Annotated in this window: 23 protein-coding genes; 13 read left to right on the plus strand and 10 right to left on the minus strand. The window is 45.9% G+C overall.

The window, feature by feature from the left end:
* Window positions 1-63: 63 nt before the first annotated feature.
* Complete coding sequence (locus VHA02S_RS10845; RefSeq protein ID WP_005432832.1) at window positions 64-453, plus strand: RidA family protein; 390 nt, start codon at window positions 64-66, stop codon at window positions 451-453.
* Between the two features lie 84 nt (window positions 454-537).
* Here VHA02S_RS10845 and VHA02S_RS10850 read toward each other — a convergent pair whose 3' ends face one another.
* From VHA02S_RS10850 to mlaF, 8 genes are all read right to left on the minus strand, one after another.
* Window positions 538-1,263, minus strand: a complete 726-nt coding sequence (locus tag VHA02S_RS10850; protein ID WP_005444408.1) for a 1-acylglycerol-3-phosphate O-acyltransferase — start codon at window positions 1,261-1,263, stop codon at window positions 538-540.
* Between the two features lie 147 nt (window positions 1,264-1,410).
* Complete coding sequence (murA, locus tag VHA02S_RS10855; RefSeq protein WP_005444406.1) at window positions 1,411-2,676, minus strand: UDP-N-acetylglucosamine 1-carboxyvinyltransferase; 1,266 nt, start codon at window positions 2,674-2,676, stop codon at window positions 1,411-1,413.
* A 9-nt stretch (window positions 2,677-2,685) separates the two neighbouring features.
* Window positions 2,686-2,940 carry a BolA family iron metabolism protein IbaG gene (gene ibaG, locus VHA02S_RS10860; RefSeq protein WP_005432865.1) on the minus strand — a complete coding sequence of 85 codons (255 nt, stop codon included), beginning with the start codon at window positions 2,938-2,940 and terminating at the stop codon, window positions 2,686-2,688.
* Between the two features lie 3 nt (window positions 2,941-2,943).
* Window positions 2,944-3,264: an STAS domain-containing protein gene (locus VHA02S_RS10865; protein ID WP_005444403.1), complete on the minus strand. Its 321-nt coding sequence runs from the start codon at window positions 3,262-3,264 to the stop codon at window positions 2,944-2,946.
* Window positions 3,264-3,902, minus strand: coding sequence for an MlaC/ttg2D family ABC transporter substrate-binding protein (locus VHA02S_RS10870; RefSeq protein ID WP_038898328.1), 639 nt, complete (start codon window positions 3,900-3,902; stop codon window positions 3,264-3,266). Before VHA02S_RS10870 ends, VHA02S_RS10865 begins: the two co-directional genes overlap by 1 nt.
* A 3-nt stretch (window positions 3,903-3,905) precedes the next feature.
* A complete protein-coding gene (mlaD, locus tag VHA02S_RS10875; protein WP_005436386.1) occupies window positions 3,906-4,403 on the minus strand; it encodes an outer membrane lipid asymmetry maintenance protein MlaD in 498 nt (165 codons plus the stop codon).
* Between the two features lie 2 nt (window positions 4,404-4,405).
* Complete coding sequence (gene mlaE / locus VHA02S_RS10880; RefSeq protein ID WP_038898327.1) at window positions 4,406-5,197, minus strand: lipid asymmetry maintenance ABC transporter permease subunit MlaE; 792 nt, start codon at window positions 5,195-5,197, stop codon at window positions 4,406-4,408.
* Window positions 5,187-5,990, minus strand: coding sequence for a phospholipid ABC transporter ATP-binding protein MlaF (gene mlaF / locus VHA02S_RS10885; RefSeq protein ID WP_005444397.1), 804 nt, complete (start codon window positions 5,988-5,990; stop codon window positions 5,187-5,189). The genes mlaE and mlaF overlap by 11 nt, the downstream gene beginning before the upstream one ends.
* Before the next feature lie 399 nt (window positions 5,991-6,389).
* On the opposite strand from mlaF, the gene VHA02S_RS10890 reads away from it, so the two are divergent.
* The 11 genes from VHA02S_RS10890 (at window position 6,390) to mgtE (ending at window position 15,174) form a co-directional block, all read left to right on the plus strand.
* On the plus strand, window positions 6,390-7,355 hold the full coding sequence (locus tag VHA02S_RS10890; protein WP_005444395.1) for a calcium/sodium antiporter: 966 nt from the start codon (window positions 6,390-6,392) through the stop codon (window positions 7,353-7,355).
* 35 nt (window positions 7,356-7,390) lie between these two features.
* Window positions 7,391-8,362: an arabinose-5-phosphate isomerase KdsD gene (kdsD, locus tag VHA02S_RS10895; protein WP_017187891.1), complete on the plus strand. Its 972-nt coding sequence runs from the start codon at window positions 7,391-7,393 to the stop codon at window positions 8,360-8,362.
* 90 nt (window positions 8,363-8,452) lie between these two features.
* Window positions 8,453-9,016: an LPS export ABC transporter periplasmic protein LptC gene (gene lptC, locus VHA02S_RS10900; protein ID WP_005444391.1), complete on the plus strand. Its 564-nt coding sequence runs from the start codon at window positions 8,453-8,455 to the stop codon at window positions 9,014-9,016.
* Window positions 8,997-9,491, plus strand: coding sequence for a lipopolysaccharide transport periplasmic protein LptA (gene lptA / locus VHA02S_RS10905; protein WP_005444389.1), 495 nt, complete (start codon window positions 8,997-8,999; stop codon window positions 9,489-9,491). The genes lptC and lptA overlap by 20 nt, the downstream gene beginning before the upstream one ends.
* A gap of 1 nt (window position 9,492) precedes the next feature.
* Window positions 9,493-10,218, plus strand: coding sequence for an LPS export ABC transporter ATP-binding protein (gene lptB, locus VHA02S_RS10910; RefSeq protein WP_005444387.1), 726 nt, complete (start codon window positions 9,493-9,495; stop codon window positions 10,216-10,218).
* A 50-nt stretch (window positions 10,219-10,268) separates the two neighbouring features.
* Window positions 10,269-11,735 carry an RNA polymerase factor sigma-54 gene (locus tag VHA02S_RS10915; RefSeq protein ID WP_005444386.1) on the plus strand — a complete coding sequence of 489 codons (1,467 nt, stop codon included), beginning with the start codon at window positions 10,269-10,271 and terminating at the stop codon, window positions 11,733-11,735.
* Window positions 11,736-11,759: 24 nt separating this feature from the next.
* The gene (hpf, locus tag VHA02S_RS10920; RefSeq protein WP_005444384.1) at window positions 11,760-12,047 is read left to right on the plus strand and encodes a ribosome hibernation promoting factor; all 288 of its coding nucleotides are present in this window, start codon (window positions 11,760-11,762) and stop codon (window positions 12,045-12,047) included.
* A 2-nt stretch (window positions 12,048-12,049) separates the two neighbouring features.
* Window positions 12,050-12,496 (plus strand): PTS IIA-like nitrogen regulatory protein PtsN, encoded by a 447-nt coding sequence (ptsN, locus tag VHA02S_RS10925; RefSeq protein ID WP_005444382.1) that lies wholly within the window; start codon window positions 12,050-12,052, stop codon window positions 12,494-12,496.
* A gap of 14 nt (window positions 12,497-12,510) precedes the next feature.
* Window positions 12,511-13,374 carry an RNase adapter RapZ gene (gene rapZ, locus VHA02S_RS10930; RefSeq protein ID WP_005444380.1) on the plus strand — a complete coding sequence of 288 codons (864 nt, stop codon included), beginning with the start codon at window positions 12,511-12,513 and terminating at the stop codon, window positions 13,372-13,374.
* A 2-nt stretch (window positions 13,375-13,376) separates the two neighbouring features.
* Window positions 13,377-13,652 carry an HPr family phosphocarrier protein gene (locus VHA02S_RS10935; RefSeq protein WP_038898326.1) on the plus strand — a complete coding sequence of 92 codons (276 nt, stop codon included), beginning with the start codon at window positions 13,377-13,379 and terminating at the stop codon, window positions 13,650-13,652.
* Between the two features lie 166 nt (window positions 13,653-13,818).
* Entirely contained in the window at window positions 13,819-15,174 is a 1,356-nt protein-coding gene (mgtE, locus tag VHA02S_RS10940) for a magnesium transporter (protein ID WP_038898325.1), read from the plus strand.
* Between the two features lie 83 nt (window positions 15,175-15,257).
* Here the strand turns inward: mgtE and pmbA are convergent, their stop codons facing one another.
* Window positions 15,258-16,601, minus strand: coding sequence for a metalloprotease PmbA (pmbA, locus tag VHA02S_RS10945; protein ID WP_005444376.1), 1,344 nt, complete (start codon window positions 16,599-16,601; stop codon window positions 15,258-15,260).
* 110 nt (window positions 16,602-16,711) lie between these two features.
* Between pmbA and yjgA the strand changes: the two genes are divergently transcribed.
* Window positions 16,712-17,236 carry a ribosome biogenesis factor YjgA gene (gene yjgA, locus VHA02S_RS10950; protein WP_005444375.1) on the plus strand — a complete coding sequence of 175 codons (525 nt, stop codon included), beginning with the start codon at window positions 16,712-16,714 and terminating at the stop codon, window positions 17,234-17,236.
* A gap of 65 nt (window positions 17,237-17,301) precedes the next feature.
* Here yjgA and VHA02S_RS10955 read toward each other — a convergent pair whose 3' ends face one another.
* The gene (locus VHA02S_RS10955) at window positions 17,302-18,264 is read right to left on the minus strand and encodes a D-2-hydroxyacid dehydrogenase (protein ID WP_038898324.1); all 963 of its coding nucleotides are present in this window, start codon (window positions 18,262-18,264) and stop codon (window positions 17,302-17,304) included.
* Window positions 18,265-18,277 lie beyond the last annotated feature (13 nt).

Genomic DNA, 18,277 nt, shown 5'->3' on the forward strand with positions numbered 1-18,277 from the left:
CTTAAGAACACTCAAGATGCTTGAGTAAACTCTTTATTCCCCTAAACAGATGGAACAATTCAAATGACGAAAGTACTTCACACTGAGTCTGCACCAGCAGCAATCGGTCCTTACGTTCAAGGCGTAGATCTAGGCAACATGGTTCTAACTTCTGGCCAAATCCCAGTAAACCCAGCGACAGGTGAAGTGTCTGCAGACATCGCAGAGCAAGCTCGTCAATCTCTAGAGAACGTAAAAGCAGTTGTGGAAGCATCAGGTCTTAAGGTTACTGATATCGTTAAAATGACAGTATTCGTGAAAGACCTAAACGACTTCGGTACTGTGAACGAAGTTTACGGCAAGTTTTTCGATGAGCACGAAGTAGCAAACTACCCTGCACGTTCTTGTGTAGAAGTAGCTCGCCTGCCTAAAGATGTCGGTATCGAGATTGAAGCAATCGCAGTTCGCAAATAATTGCCCTTGCTGACAAGCATAAAAAACGGGTAGCTCAAGCTACCCGTTTTTTATTGTCTTTTTGCGATGATATCGCCGTAAAACTCAAGCTGCGTTGCGCTGTTTCACTTCTTCATCCAAGGCTTCCAGTTTCGCTTTCATCTCTTCACGACAAACATTAGCTAACTCACGTACGCCCTCTTTGCCGTAACCTTCCGTGCTTACTGGAGGTAACATTTCAATGATCACATGACCATTGTTCCAACGGTTCAGTTTAATGTGACCTGTAGAGCTGCACACGATTGGAATGATTGGCACTTCTGCACCGATAGCTGCATGGAATGCACCAGTTTTAAATGGCAGTAAACCACGACCACGTGAACGTGTACCTTCAGGGAACATCCACACTGAAACGTCGCTGTTTTTGATGCTATCTACAACTTGGTCGATAGTACCTTTTGCTTTAGAGCGGTTTGCACGATCAATCAAGATGTTACCTGTTAGCCAGTAAAGCTGACCAAACAAAGGCATCCACGCAAGACTCTTCTTACCTACCGTTACTACCTTAGGTGTAACAGCTGAAGATACAGTGAAAAGGTCCCAGTTGTTCTGGTGGTTAGCAATGTAAACATGCTGACCGCGAGAATACGCATCTTCCGGAATACGCAATTCTAGCTTGATACCAAATACACGTGACATTTTGCCGAATAGACGACCGAACGTGAAAACGTGCTTAGGGTTTCTAGGGCTAAGTAGGCAGTAACCACAACCACCAATAAACATCACAATTGCGAAAATTGCGACAGCAAATACACGTAACAGTGCAATCATTGTTGTTCTCCAAGAACCGGCTTTGCGCCAGCTACAGCTATTATTGTCTCTTTGAACATAGTCATGAACTATGAAAGAAAACGCGATATAAAAAAGCCGAAACCTACGTTTCGGCTCTCTTCATATCTAGGTCAACTGCGATGCAGTTTAACCCGCCTCACTTACGCGCTCAATATTTGCGCCAAGTGCAGACAGTTTATTTTCGATTTTGTCGTAACCACGGTCGATGTGGTAGATACGGTCAACGATGGTTTCGCCTTTCGCGATACAACCAGCAATCACCAAACTTGCCGAAGCTCGTAAGTCAGTTGCCATCACTTGTGCACCACTTAAAGAATCTACATCACCGCAAATTACTGTGTTACCTTCGATTTCCGCTTTCGCGCCCATGCGCATCAATTCAGGCACGTGCATGAAACGGTTTTCAAAGATAGTTTCAGTGATCACGCCGCCACCTTTCGCCATCATGTTTAACAGCGTAAATTGTGCTTGCATGTCCGTTGGAAAACCTGGGTGTGGTGCAGTACGAATGCTCACAGCTTTCAGCTCGCGATCTGTCATATCAACAGAGATCCAATCTTCACCAGTTTCTACCAACGCGCCCGCTTCTTCTAGCTTAGCCAGTACCGCTTCTAGCAGGTGACCATTGGTGTTGCGACATACCACTTTACCGCCAGACACGGCAGCTGCAACTAGGAATGTACCTGTTTCGATACGGTCAGCCACAACGCTATGTTTGCCACCACCTAAGCGCTCAACACCTTCAATAGTGATGGTGTCAGTACCTGCTCCAGAGATTTTCGCGCCAAGTTTGTTTAGGAAGTCAGCCGTATCTACGATTTCAGGTTCACGCGCTGCGTTGTCTAGTGTTGTCGTACCTTCAGCAAGTGCTGCTGCACACATGATAGTGATGGTTGCACCAACACTCACCTTGTCCATCACGATGTGCGCGCCTTTAAGGCGACCATCGACTTCTGCTTTAACGTAACCATCTTCAAGAGTAATGGTCGCGCCAAGCTGTTCTAGACCAGTAATGTGTAGATCAACAGGACGAGCACCGATAGCACAACCGCCAGGTAGAGACACCTGACCTTGACCAAAGCGCGCGACAAGAGGACCAAGCGCCCAAATAGAAGCACGCATGGTTTTTACTAAATCATAAGGAGCGCAGTATTCATTAATGCTGCTTGGATCGACATGAACGGAACCATTACGACTTACTTTTGCGCCTAGACGCTTTAGTAGTTCCATGGTTGTGTCGATATCACGAAGGTGTGGCACGTTTGCCACTTCTACTGGCTCTTCCGCCAAGATAGACGCAAATAAAATCGGCAGTGCTGCGTTTTTTGCACCTGAAATGGTCACTTCACCAACCAGTGGTTTATCTGACCCAATAACTCGAAACTTTTCCATCAATAAACCTTAAAGCGACATTAGCTTCTTATCACGAGCCCACTCTTCTGGAGTGAACGCTTTGATTGATAGCGCGTGAATGTCGTTACGCTGGATGTAATCCATCAGAGGACCGTAAATTAACTGCTGCTTCTTAACGCGGCTCATTCCATCGAAACAAGCATCAACAGCAACCACTTCATAGTGGCTCCCTTCACCTTTTACATGCACTTCTTGAAGGTTTAGTGCTTCTTCTAGTAACTGTTGTACTTTTGCGCTATCCACAATTTACCCCTGATAATTCTGTATATGTTTGGCCACTAAAGATTCAACGTTGCTCAATTGAAACAAAGTGCGCAATTGCGCTGGCACGAAACTGAGCATTATATGACAGTTTTGCTTTTTTGCATGCTCTAATAAGTGGATTAACATCACCATTCCCGCAGAGTCGATGCGTTCAATCTCTTGGAGTGAGCATTCTAGCTCGGTTTGAGAAGGTCGCCATTGCTGTGCCACCGCCCACAAAGACGGCACCGAATCGCGATCCAGCGCCCCTGTAAGCTTAAGAATGTCTGCCTGTAAATGCCACTGAGAATGAGACTGTGCCATTACTTTGCTGCCTCGAAGCGAATTGGCTGTGCAGCCAGTTTCTCTAAATCTTTAGCGACCGCAAGAATACCTTCTTGGCGAATTTGTGTATTCCACTCCGATTGTTTGCTTGATAGTAGGCTAATACCCTCAGCCACCATATCGAATGCTAACCACTCACCGGTCTTCTTATCTTTGCGCAGTTTAAATTCAAGTTTGATATTTGGACGCGGTGCGTCGATGATTTCAACCTTGACGCTAGTAATGCGCTTAGAAGGATCCAGTTTTGGCTCCGGACCAAACTCAATTTGTTGATCCGTATATTGCGTTAATACTTGCGCGTATGACGTCACCAAGTAAGCACGAAATGCTGTGATGAATTCACCCACATCTTCACGCTTCGCCCCTTTTAGGTTTGGACCAAGCAGTTTCAATGCCGCATAGCGATCGTTGACATAAGGCATAAGCTCTTCTTCAACGATGGTTTTTAGCAAGTTTGGATCTTTTTTGATTTGCGATTGCTCCGCTTTGAGACGCTCAAACGTCACTTCTGCAACCTGCTTCATCATTTGGTATGGCTGAGTTTTATCTACTTCAGCAGCAACGGCTCCAAATGCAGTAAATGCTGCTAAGAAAGAAAGTAATAGTCTAGAAAACATGGATTATTCCTTACTCGTGTCACCAGAATCGCCTGAGCCACCAATGCTGTATAGAACCTGACCGATCAGGTCTTCTAGTACCAATGCAGATTTGGTGTCTTCGATGGTGTCACCATCAACAAGCATTTCTTCATCATCAAAAACAAAGCCCGGTACCAAGCCAATGTACTGCTCACCAATCAATCCAGATGTCAAAATTTGCACGCTAGAAGTTTCTGGGAATTGATTATATTGGCTGTTAATCGACAAGCTCACTACAGGTAATAGGCTATCAGGGTTAAGTGTAATGTTACTTACACGACCGATAACAACGCCACCTACTTTCACAGGAGAACGTACTTTCAAGCTACCAATATTATCGAACTCGGCTTTCAGGGTGTAAGTATTGCCAGAGCCAATGCTTTTTACGTCAGCAACCTGAAAAATCATCACAAGAATCGCGCAAATTCCTGCTAATACAAAGCTGCCAACCCATAATTCTGTTTTACGTGTTTGTTGCATGATTAATTCCCAAACATCAATGCGGTCAGTACAAAGTCTAGTCCCAGTACTGCTAAAGAAGAATGCACAACAGTGCGCGTCGTTGCTCGGCTGATCCCTTCCGAAGTTGGAATAGCGTCATAGCCATTAAATAGAGCGATCCAAGTAACGGTAATCGCGAACATAATACATTTGATCATGCTGTTACCGATGTCTTGACCTAATTCCACTGAAGATTGCATCGCAGCCCAGAAGCTGCCGTGGTCTACGCCTTTCCAATCCACACCAACAAGCTGAGCGCCCCAGATACCAACTGCCATAAAGATCATAGCTAATAATGGCATTGAGATAGCCCCAGCCCAAAAACGTGGTGCGATGACACGTTTTAGTGGATCCACAGCCATCATTTCCATGCTTGAAAGCTGCTCCGTTGCCTTCATCAACCCAATTTCTGCAGTCAGTGCTGAGCCAGCGCGACCAGCAAACAATAACGCTGTTACTACTGGTCCTAACTCACGTAGTAGCGAAAGAGCGACCATTTGACCCAGGCTGCCTTCTGCTCCGTAATCCACCAGCACAACATAACCTTGCAAGCTAAGCACCATGCCGATGAACAAGCCAGAAACGACAATAATCGCCAGCGATTGCACACCTACGGAATAAAGCTGTTTAATCAACAGAGGAAAATTCTTGATTGGCTGAGGTCGAGTCACTAATGCGCCAACAAGCATCAAGGTCGCACGACCAAAGGCTTCACAGATGGCTAATGTTCGTTTACCTAATGAAGCGACAAATTGAATAAAGCTATCGACCATCAAATAAGTCCTTTTCGATACTTTGAGCAGGAAAGCGAAACGGCACGGGACCATCGGCTTCCCCTTGTAAGAATTGCTTCACACGTGGGTCGGGATTATCGATCAACTCTTGTGGCGTACCAAAAGCAATGATTTTGCCATCAGCCATCAAGTAGACCCAATCCGCGATACTCATCACTTCAGGCACATCATGAGAGACGACGATTGAAGTCAGCCCCAATGCGCGATTCAAGTTGCTAATTAGCTCAACCAAAACGCCCATAGTGATTGGGTCCTGCCCAACAAAAGGTTCATCGTACATGATGAGATCTGGGTCTAAGGCTATGGCACGAGCTAGTGCAGCTCGGCGAGCCATGCCGCCGGAAAGCTCACTTGGCATCAATTCTGCCGCACCTCGTAATCCGACCGCTTCAAGCTTTAGAAGCACCATGGTACGAATTAATTCTTCGGAAAGTTCCGTGTGTTCACGCAAAGGAAACGCCACATTGTCGAACACATTCAAGTCAGTAAACAAAGCTCCCGACTGGAACAACATGCTCATTTTTTTGCGTGCTTGATAAAGCTTTTTACGAGACAGGGATGGAATATTATCGCCATCAAACCAGATCTCCCCTTGCTCGGGATAAATCTGCCCACCAATAAGGCGCAGCAGTGTCGTTTTACCAATCCCCGACGGTCCCATAATGGCCGTCACTTTTCCTTTTGGCACATGCAGATCAATGCCATCGAAGATCTTGCGCTCTCCACGTGAAAAAGTGAGATTGTTAACGGTAACTAAATCGTTGTTCGACATACTATCTCTTCTACTAGTTGTGAGCGGTTCTCACAGAGTTGCAATCCAACTCAACCCCGATTGTTTTCAAGATATTACGTCGAGAATATCCTAAAGTGACTTCGGTACACTTATTAGGCTGCAATCATAAGCACAATGAACCTGAATTAAAAGCACTGTTCGATTAAATAAAGCCGACGAAATTCAAGCAATTCAGCATAAAATATGACGAAACCCAAGGAAGGTGTTTAAATCCCATTCCAGAATAGCCGTATTCCAACAGACAAGTGTATGAGCAACAATTAAACACAATTTCGTTACTAACCTTTAATTTATTTGTTGTTTATCTTCCATTTTTGGCCGCAAAAGGTCAAAATTAGCGGTTACTCATTTCACTTATTTTATTACTTAGGAATCATCATGCTCGAAGCCGTTGCGTTGCTTATCGTCGGTCTTGTTTTACTTGTTTGGAGTGCAGATAAACTTGTTTTTGGCTCTGCTGCTCTGGCCCGCAACGTCGGTATTTCACCTTTAGTGATCGGTATGACAATCCTAGCAATGGGTTCATCTGCGCCGGAAATGATGGTTTCGGCGACAGCAGCATGGGATGGAAAAACCGATACTGCCGTTGGTAACGTATTGGGTTCCAACATTGCCAACATTGCTTTAATCCTAGGCATTACAGCGCTTATTAAGCCCCTTTCTATCAGTTCTGCAGTTATTCGCCGTGAACTGCCTTTGATGATAGCAGTAACCGTACTGGCGGGTATTTTGCTATGGGATAGCCATTTAGGTTTTTACGAAGGCGTGCTGCTGTTCATTCTGTTTGGTGGTTTCTTGTTTGCAATGTTGCAAATTAGCCGTAAAGAGCAAAAAGCGGGTGATGCGTTTGTTGAAGATCAAGAGTCTGAAGTACCAGAAGGTGTGAGCAACTCAAAAGCGGTGATGTGGGTAGTGATCGGTCTGATACTGCTTCCTTTGGCAGCAAGTATGTTGGTTGATAACGCCGTGATCATTGCGAAGTACTTTGGCATGAGTGACCTCGTGATCGGTTTAACCATTATTGCCATTGGTACTAGTCTTCCTGAGCTGGCAGCTTCTCTTGCTGGTGTTCTAAAGGGCGAAGACGATATGGCAGTTGGTAACATCATCGGCTCAAACGTATTCAACATTCTTGCGGTAATGGGTCTACCGGGCATTATTAATCCATCAATGCTAAGCGAATATGCAATGGGGCGTGATTTCTGGGTAATGCTGGGTGTATCTCTACTACTTGTAGCGATGTGCTTGGGTAAATCTCGTAGCATCAACCGCATTGAAGGTGGCATTTTGTTTGTGTGTTTCTTGGCTTACCAAGTTTACCTATTCGCAAACATGGCTGCTTAATAACATAATAAGTAAAGACAAATTGGAGCACTGATATGTCCACTCAATTTGATTTTCGCGCTGCTGCTAAACAAGTACTCGATATCGAAGTGAAAGCACTACAACAGCTAGACCAATACTTTGATGCGCAGTTTGAGCAAGCTTGCGAATTGATTCTTTCCAACAACGGCAAGGTTGTCGTGATGGGTATGGGCAAGTCAGGTCACATTGGCAACAAGATTGCCGCTACGCTTGCAAGCACAGGTACCTCTGCATTTTTCGTTCACCCAGGTGAAGCGGCTCACGGTGATCTCGGTATGATCAGTGCTGGCGACATTGTTATCGCCATTTCAAACTCAGGTGAATCACATGAGATTTTATCTCTGTTCCCTGTTTTGAAACGCTTGAACATTAAGATCATCAGCATGACAGGTAAGCCGGAATCTAACATGGCGAAACTGTCCGATCTCCACTTGCAAATTACTGTACCAAAAGAAGCTTGTCCGCTTGGTCTTGCTCCAACCAGCAGCACCACGGCAACGTTGGTCATGGGCGATGCACTGGCAGTTGCACTTCTCCAAGCGCGAGGGTTCTCTGCAGAAGATTTTGCGTTATCACATCCAGGTGGCGCCTTGGGAAGAAAATTGCTGCTTAAGCTGTCTGATATTATGCACTTTGGTAATTCGCTACCAAAAGTGTCACCAGATGCTTTAATTCGTGACGCACTGCTTGAGATTTCGGAAAAAGGCTTAGGCATGACCGCTATCGTCGATGAGCACGATGCTATGCTTGGTATATTCACTGATGGCGATTTACGTCGTACGTTAGATAAACGCATTGATATCCATACCACAGCCATTGGTGAAGTGATGACGAAAAACCCAACTACCGCCCATCCTGAGATGCTAGCAGTAGAAGGCTTAAACCTGATGCAAGACAAAAACATCAATGCTCTGATCTTGTGTGATGACAATAAAATTGTCGGCGCACTGAATATGCATGATTTATTAAAGGCTGGCGTGATGTAATATTGCGTCACCAAAAAGACTTAACGATTGATTTAACAGATTAAGGCAATGGTCAGGGAAGTACTGAGCTAAGATAAAGGCCTTTATTTTATGAGTTTTACTCGCCTTATTTATTTGCTCTTGATTTTTGTTGTTGCGTGGTGCGGTTATTACCTCATGACGCCAAAAAGCAATGAAAATATCCAAGTAGCACCAAATTTAGAACTGCCTATGTTCAGTGGTACTGGACTAGAAAACATCACTTATGGTGAAGATGGTGTCCGCAGTTACATCATCCGTTCCACTAATTTGGATCATTATGCCAAAAGTGGAGACACGATATTTAAGAGCCCAACACTCATGGTGTACCGCGAAGGTAGTGTGGTTGAGTGGAAGGTGACTGCAACCAGAGCAGTCTTAGATGAAGACCAAATTCTGACGCTGTACGACAACGTGCTAATGCAAAACCTTTTGCCTGGTGCAAGTTTCGATACCATGGCGACAGACAAATTGGTGATTAATCTAACCAATCGTGATTTTAAAGCCGATCAACAAGTGATGTTGGTTGGACCGCAATTTGAAACTACTGGGGGCGCAATGCAGGGCAACTTAAAGGCTCACACTGCGACTCTAACTGATGAAGTTCAAGGTCGATATGAAACCGTTACACCTTAGCCTATTGGCATTGGTTTTAGCAGCGCCACAAGCGTTAGCACTTAAGTCGGATACACAACAGCCGGTTTACATTAATTCAGACACTCAACAAGTGGACATGAAGAGTAATCAGGTGATCTTCAAAGGGGATGTATCGCTTAAGCAAGGTAGCATCAATATCGATGCTGATAGAATCGTGGTGACTCGCGATCCTAAAACCGAGTCTATCAAACAGATCCAAGCATTTGGCAAACCAGCTACCTTTTCTCAGTTAATGGACGATGGCAAAACGCTCAGTGGTCAGGCGACTGAGTTAGACTACCGTATTTCTACTGATGAATTGACCATGAAAGGTCAAGCGCAACTGGCTCAAGACGGAAACACCATCAAAGGTTCGTCAATTCGTTACCAAATTGGTCAACAGAAGCTAGTCGCTGACAGCTCGAAGGATGAGCGCGTAACAACCATCCTGCAACCGAACCAAGTCGAGAACTAATATGGCAGTACTAAGTGCAAAGAACCTTGCTAAAAGCTACAAAAAACGCAAGGTGGTAACTGATGTAAGCCTTGAAGTAGAGTCTGGTCAGATTGTTGGTCTATTGGGTCCTAACGGTGCGGGTAAAACCACATCGTTTTATATGATCGTTGGCTTGGTACCACGTGACGAAGGCACCATTACAATCGACAACCAAGACATCAGTATTCTGCCGATGCATAGCCGCTCTCGTATGGGTATCGGTTACCTGCCACAGGAAGCCTCCATCTTCCGTAAGCTGTCGGTTGAAGACAACATCATGGCGGTTCTGGAAACTCGTCAAGAGTTAACGCGAGAAGAGCGTCAAGATAAGCTGGAAGATTTGTTAGAAGAATTCCACATACAGCACATACGCACCAGTGCGGGTATGGCACTATCGGGTGGTGAGCGCCGCCGTGTAGAAATCGCGCGAGCACTAGCTGCTAACCCTCAGTTCATTTTGCTGGATGAACCATTTGCGGGTGTTGACCCTATTTCGGTTAACGACATCAAAAAAATCATCGAACACCTGCGCGATCGCGGTCTTGGTGTACTAATCACTGACCACAACGTTCGTGAAACCTTGGACGTATGTGAAAAAGCCTATATCGTAAGCCAAGGACATCTCATCGCATCGGGAACTCCGGATGAAGTTCTCAATAACGAGCAGGTGAAACAAGTTTATCTCGGCGAACAATTCCGTCTATGATTACATTAGGAACGGTAAGATTCTGAGCATTACAAGGTAAGTAACACTGAATGAAACCTTCATTACAACTCAAGCTAGGTCAACAGTTAGCCATGACGCCGCAGCTGCAACAAGCCATCCGTTTGTTGCAATTGTCGACGCTCGATCTTCAACAAGAAATTCAAGAAGCGCTGGATTCCAACCCGCTATTGGAAGTTGAAGAAGGTCACGATGAACCTCAAGTAAATGGTGAAGATAAGTCAGCATCCGAAGCCGCTGAAGCCAGTGCCAACGACACCTCTGAACCCGATCTTCCAGACAGTTCAGACGTAATTGAAAAATCTGAAATCAGTTCTGAACTAGAAATCGATACCACCTGGGATGACGTTTACAGCGCTAACACTGGCAGTACAGGTCTAGCGCTTGATGACGACATGCCGGTCTACCAAGGTGAAACCACTGAATCACTGCATGATTACCTCATGTGGCAATTAGATCTCACGCCTTTCAGTGAAACAGACCGCACCATCGCACTCGCGATCATCGATGCTGTCGATGATTATGGCTACCTCACTCTTTCTCCTGAAGAAATCCATGAGAGCTTCAATAATGAGGAAGTCGAGTTAGATGAAATCGAAGCAGTGCGTAAGCGTATTCAACAATTTGACCCGCTTGGTGTTGCATCCCGCAACCTACAAGAATGTTTACTGCTGCAATTAGCGACCTTCCCAGAAGATACGCCGTGGCTAGCAGAAGCGAAAATGGTATTGAGCGATCATATCGATCACCTTGGTAATCGCGACTACAAGCTAGTCATCAAAGAGACTAAGCTTAAAGAAGCTGACCTGCGTGAAGTCTTGAAGCTAATTCAACAACTTGATCCTCGCCCAGGCAGTCGCATCACACCGGATGACACTGAATACGTCATTCCAGATGTGTCCGTATTTAAAGATCATGGTAAGTGGACCGTATCCATTAACCCTGACAGCATTCCAAAACTAAAAGTAAATCAACAATATGCGCAGCTAGGCAAAGGCAACAGTGCGGATAGCCAGTACATTCGCAGCAATTTGCAAGAGGCAAAATGGCTGATTAAGAGCCTAGAAAGCAGAAACGAGACGCTTCTCAAAGTTGCAAGATGTATTGTTGAACATCAACAAGATTTCTTCGAGTATGGTGAAGAAGCCATGAAACCAATGGTACTAAACGATGTAGCATTGGCAGTGGACATGCATGAATCAACGATTTCTCGTGTGACAACGCAGAAGTTCATGCACACACCACGTGGCATTTTTGAATTGAAGTACTTCTTCTCTAGCCATGTCAGTACAGACAATGGTGGAGAATGTTCGTCCACAGCAATTCGTGCTCTCATCAAGAAACTGGTCGCAGCGGAAAATACCGCTAAACCTTTAAGTGATAGTAAGATTGCTGCTCTTCTGGCTGACCAAGGGATTCAAGTCGCAAGACGAACGATTGCGAAATATCGCGAATCCTTGGGTATCGCCCCTTCAAGTCAGCGTAAACGCCTACTTTAAGGCACCAACTGAAAAGGAAAGTCTATGCAAATCAATATTCAAGGCCATCACGTTGATCTTACCGATTCAATGCAAGACTATGTTCAATCTAAGTTTCAGAAGCTCGAAAGGTTCTTCGACCACATTAACCAAGTTCACGTGGTACTAAAAGTTGAAAAACTTGACCAAATAGCGGAAGCTACACTCCACATAAATCAAGGCGAAATCCACGCGTCATCGAACGACGAAAATATGTATGCAGCAATTGACTCGCTGGTGGATAAATTAGTTCGTCAACTTAACAAGCACAAAGAAAAACTAAACAGTCATTAATCATGCAACTGAGCGAGATACTGTCACTGGACTGCACCAAAAGTGCAGTCCATTGTACAAGTAAGAAACGTGCCCTAGAGATGATCAGTCAAATTGTTGCTGAGAACACGGGTCAAGATTCTACGGAACTGTTTGAGTGTATGCTCAGCAGAGAAAAAATGGGTAGTACTGGTATCGGTAACGGTATTGCTATCCCCCACGCAAGAATGCAATCAAGCGACAAAGCCATCGCGGTGTTACTTCAATGTGACGAGGCGATTGAGTTTGATGCTATCGACAATCGACCTGTCGACCTTCTTTTTGCTCTCCTTGTTCCAGAAGAACAGTGCAAAGAGCACCTCAAAACATTATCCTCTATGGCAGAGCGCCTAAGCGACAAGCAAGTACTTAAGAGCTTGCGTAACGCTCAGAGCGATGAAGAACTCTACGACATTATGATTCATCAGTAATCAGGACGATCACCATGCGATTAATCGTTGTTAGTGGGCACTCTGGTGCCGGGAAGAGTGTTGCTTTACGTGTGCTTGAGGACTTAGGCTACTATTGTGTAGACAACCTACCAGTTAACTTGCTTGATGCGTTTGTTCAATCGGTTTCCGATAGCAAACAGAACGTGGCAGTAAGTATCGATATTCGCAATATCCCTAAGAAACTCAAAGAACTGAACACCACACTTGAAAAGCTAAAAGCTGAACTGGATGTGACAGTACTTTTCTTAGACGCCAACAAAGAAACCCTACTCAAGCGCTACAGCGAAACTCGTCGAATCCACCCACTGTCACTTGGCAGCCAGTCGCTTTCTCTTGATCAAGCTATCGAACTTGAGCATGACATCCTAATGCCGCTAAAAGCCCATGCAGACTTAGTATTGAACAGTAGTGGTCAATCTCTTCATGACCTTAGCGAAACGGTACGCATGCGAGTTGAAGGCAGGGAACGCAAAGACTTGGTGATGGTGTTTGAATCATTTGGTTTCAAGTACGGCTTACCATCAGACGCGGATTACGTGTTCGATGTACGCTTCCTACCAAACCCACACTGGGAGCCAGCACTGCGCCCTCTCACTGGTTTAGACGCTCCAATCGGTGCGTTCTTAGAGCAGCATCAGTCTGTACTTGACCTGAAATACCAAATTGAGAGCTTCATTGAGACTTGGTTACCTCTACTCGAGAAAAACAACCGCAGCTACCTTACAGTTGCGATTGGTTGTACTGGTGGCAAGCACCGCTCGGTTTATCTCACTCAAAAAATCGGTGAGTTCTTTGCTGATAAAGGACACCAAGTACAAATTCGCCACACTTCATTGGAAAAGAACGTTAAGGAATAACGGTGGAAATAAGTCGTAAAGTATTGATCCAAAACCGCTTAGGGTTGCACGCTCGTGCTGCGGTTAAACTGGTAGAGCTGGCGCAAAGCTTCGATGCGGTGATCACCATCGACAACGAAGAAGACAAAACCGCGACCGCAGACAGCGTCATGGGGTTGTTGATGCTGGAGTCCGCCCAAGGACAATACGTGACTATCCACGCAACTGGCGACCAATCCGAGCAAGCTCTTGATGCTGTTTGCCATTTGATTGAAGATAAGTTTGATGAAAGCGAGTGATTCACTCGCTTTTTTATTATCTATAGCCAGATATCCCACATAACTTTCACCTCCTGCTTAAATTCCGATAAATAATTTTGTCGACTTTCATAAGTTGTTATTAAAAGGTGCCTAGAATTAAGTTATTATTCAAAGCATTGTAAATATCAGGAATTAGGAGGAATGAATGGCAGAGCAAATAGAATTCGACCAAGCTCACCAAGCCCTCCAAGAAGTCACTGAAGCACTGGAAAACGGTCGCTTCGTCCATGTTCGTCGCCAACTGCAGGACATGGAACCTGAGGATATCGCCCACCTTTTAGAAGCTTCGCCGCGTAAAAGTCGTGAGGTTCTTTGGCAACTTACCGACCCAGAAGATTACGGTGAGATTCTTGACGAGCTGAACGAAGACGTTAAAGACAGTCTTGTGTCCAAAATGGCTCCTGAAGCGCTTGCAGAAGCGACGGAAGGCATGGACACCGATGACGTGGCTTACGTCCTACGTAGCTTGCCTGACGACGTCTCACGCGAAGTTCTGTCTCAGATGGATTCAGCGGATCGTCTACGCGTCGAAACCGCCCTATCCTACCCTGAGGATACCGCGGGTGGACTGATGAACACCGACGTAATCACCATTCGTGGTGACGTTGATGTGGATGTAGTCCTGCGTTATTTGCGTATGAAAGGCGAACTGCCTGAAGCAACTGACGCACTATACGTGATTGATGATGACAGCAGACTGATTGGTGAACTACCGATCACCACGCTGATCACCACGCAACCTGATGTCAAAGTCAGTGAAGTGATGGAAGACGCCGACGATGCAATTACAGTTGATACCAGTGACTCTGACGTAGCAAGCCTGTTTGAACGTCGTAACTGGGTATCAGCTCCGGTTGTGGATGAAAACCAGCATCTTGTCGGTCGTATCACCATCGATGACGTAGTCGACGTTATCCGTGAAGACGCTGAACACTCAATGATGAGTATGGCGGGTATGGACGACGACGAAGATACCTTCGCGCCTGTGGTAAAGTCTGCTCGTAAACGTAGTATTTGGCTTGGTGCCAACGTACTTGCTGCACTGGCAGCTGCTTCTGTCTCCAACATGTTTGAAGCGACTCTAGACCAAATGGCTGCGATTGCTGTCCTAATGACCATCGTGCCTTCAATGGGTGGTGTAGCAGGTAACCAAACCGTTGCACTTGTAATCCGTGGCTTAGCTCTCGGTCATATCGGTGACTCGAACAAACGCGAACTCTTGATGAAAGAGGCGGCTATCGGCTTGCTAAACGGCATCATGTGGGCGCTGATCATCGGTGGTATTGTGGTTGCCTGGAAAGGAAACTGGATGCTTGGTGGGATTATCTCGGCGGCCATGCTAACCAACCTGCTTGTGGCAGGTATTGCGGGCGTTACCATTCCAATCCTACTCAAGAAAATGAACATCGATCCAGCTCTCGCTGGTGGTATGGCTCTGACCACAGTAACGGACGTAATTGGTCTATCAGTCTTCCTCGGTCTCGCAACCTTAATGATTTAAGCTGTGTAGCGAACCGCCAATAACGAGCAATAAAAAAGCCTGATGAACACATCAGGCTTTTTCGTATCTAGCGGTTAGCAAGCTTATTCACCAGCAACCTTCATGGTATCCAACAAGATAGAACCAGTTTGGATTTGCGAGCGTGTTTCTACGTCGCTGCCCACAGCAACAATCTGGTTGAACATGTCTTTCAAGTTACCCGCAATGGTAATTTCAGACACTGGGTATTGGATTTCACCGTTCTCAACCCAGAAACCAGCTGCACCGCGAGAGTAATCGCCAGTTACAACGTTTACGCCTTGACCCATAGTTTCTGTTACCAGTAAACCTGTGCCCAGCTCTTTTAGCATTTGCTCGAAATTTTGACCTGTCGACTTCACATACCAGTTATGGATACCACCAGCGTGACCCGTTGGGTCCATCTTCATCTTGCGAGCGGCATAGCTAGTTAGCAAGTAGGTAGCTAAAACACCATCGGTGATGATTTCACGATCTTGCGTGTAGACACCTTCGCTATCGAATGGGCTTGAAGCTAACCCACGTAGTACGTGCGGACGCTCAGAAATGTTGAACCACTCCGGCAATACTTGCTTACCAAGGTGATCCAATAGGAAAGAAGATTTGCGGTACAGGTTACCACCGCTGATTGCCATCACTAGGTGACCAATCAAGCCTGTCGCTACGTCCGCAGCAAACATCACTGGGTATTTGCCCGTCTTAAGCTTTTGCGCGTCAAGGCGACTGATGGTTTTCTCTGCCGCTTTGCGGCCAACCATTTCTGGTGACCAAAGATCGTCACGATGGCGCGCAACGGTATAGCTGTAATCGCGTTCCATCTCGCCGTTTTGACCCACGCCAATCACACAACAGCTAGTGCTATGACGGCTTGATGCGTAGCTTGCTAACAAGCCATGGCTGTTACCGTAAACCTTAACGCCGTAGTGACTATCGTAGCTCGCACCATCGCTTTGCTTAATTGCGTCGCTGTAGTTCAGCGCTTCTTTTTCAGCTGCGATAGCGACCTGCGCTGCGTAGTCTGGATCAGGAGCATCTGGGTGGAAAAGGTCTAAGTCTGGTACCTCTTTCACCATGTATTCTTTTGGAGCGGGACCTGCGAACGGGTCTTCTGATGTGTATTGAGCGATGTCTAGTGCTGCTAAGACGGTTTGCTCAATAGCAGCTTCGCTCAAGTCAGATGTGGAAGCACTGCCTTTGCGTTGACCACGGTAGACAGTAATGCCTAGTGCGCCATCGCTGTTGAATTCAACGTTTTCCACGTCACCCATGCGAGTGGAAACACTCAAACCCGTACTCTTGGTGATTGCGACTTCAGCGGCATCAGACTTCGCCGCAGCGATTTCTAGTGCACGTGAAACGGCTTGTTCTAGCTCGGTACGTTGCTCAGCAACCTGCTGTTTAATATCCATTGTCTTTCACATCATGTATTCGATGCACAATAGAATAACAAGAATTTCGCTTTCTCCCCACGATTCTTGTTAAAATAGTCATAATATTAATCAAAACACAGGCAACTGAAATGGCACGTAAGAATCAAAAAGCGCCATGGGAACCAGAAGAAGAGATCATCTGGGTTAGTAAATCCGAGATGAAGCGAGACATGGAAGAGCTGCAAAAGCTTGGTGAAGAGCTAGTTGGTCTTAAGCCGGCGGTTCTAGAAAAGTTTCCATTGAGCGAAGAACTGCGCGAAGCGGTTGCTGATGCACAACGCTTTAAAAACGAAGCACGTCGTCGTCAGCTACAACGCATTGGTAAGCTAATGCGCTACGAAGATCCAGAACCAATTCAAGCGGCTCTGGATAAAATCCGCAACAAGCACTCACAAGCGACAGCTGCTCTGCACAAGCTAGAAGCGCTGCGTGACCGCGTTGTGGAAGAAGGCGATAAAGCGATTGATGACGTAATGGAATTGTACCCAGAAGCGGATCGTCAACGTCTACGCCAACTTGCTCGCCAAGCAGCAAAAGAGAAGAAAGCCGGTAAACCAGCAAAATCTTACCGTGAAATCTTCCAAATTCTGAAAGCATTTGAAGAAGAAATGTAATTCAACGCTTAAGAAAGTAAAAAGCAGACCTGTGAGTCTGCTTTTTTCATGCCTATTTTCAGATATTACGCCAAGCGATTGAGGCTTTCACCACGCTCAAAGGCGTTAATATTCTCAATCAAGATCTCAGCCAAACGCTGAATCGATGAGTCACTGCCCCAAGCGACGTGTGGCGTTAACAATAGATTGGGTAAGTGCATATTGGCAACCAACGGATTACTCTCATCGGCGGGCTCTTGGGTAAAGACATCAAACCCTGCACCAGCAATCTCACTTTGTTTTAAGCTATCCACTAAGGCTTGCTCATCTACCAAGCCACCACGTCCGGTATTAATCAAAATTGATGTTGGCTTCATCTGCTTAAGTTCCACTTCGCCAATCAAATTACGTGTTTCATCATTCAATGGACAATGCAGAGTGATGGCGTCCGCTTGATTTAGCATTTCAGTAAAAGAGACATAGCCTTCTCGGCACTCGGTTACGCCTTTGCGCTCCGCAAACACCACGTTCATACCTAACGCTTTCGCTAATTGTGCCGTCGCCAGACCTAATGCGCCGCTGCCAACCACCCCCAAAGTGCTACCTGCAACGTCCCCAATTGGATGCGTAAAGAAACAAAACTGTTTATTACGTTGCCACTCGCCTGCGGCAATGTCTTGATGATAACCAAACAAGTTGCGGCGCAAGGCAAAAAGCATCGCAATGACGTGTTCAGGCACCGAGCGAGTCGCATAGCCACGCACGTTGGCGACCGCAACATTGTGCTCAGCGCAATAATTAACATCGACATTATTAAAACCCGTAGCCGCGACAGCAATCATCTTGAGGTTGGGAAGTTGAGAGAGAACGGTTTGGTCGAGCATCACTTTGTTGCTGATCACGATATCTGCATCAGAAAGGCGTTCAACAACTTGCTCAGAAGAAGTCAGATCGTATTCCACCCAATCATGGGCAAAGCTTGGACGAGGAACTTGAATTTGAACGGGAATAGTCGCGCGGTCGAGGAAGACCACTTTAGGCAGTGACATAACAACTCCTTGT

Source organism: Vibrio harveyi NBRC 15634 = ATCC 14126 = KCTC 12724 (assembly GCF_001591145.1).
GTDB lineage: Bacteria > Pseudomonadota > Gammaproteobacteria > Enterobacterales > Vibrionaceae > Vibrio > Vibrio harveyi.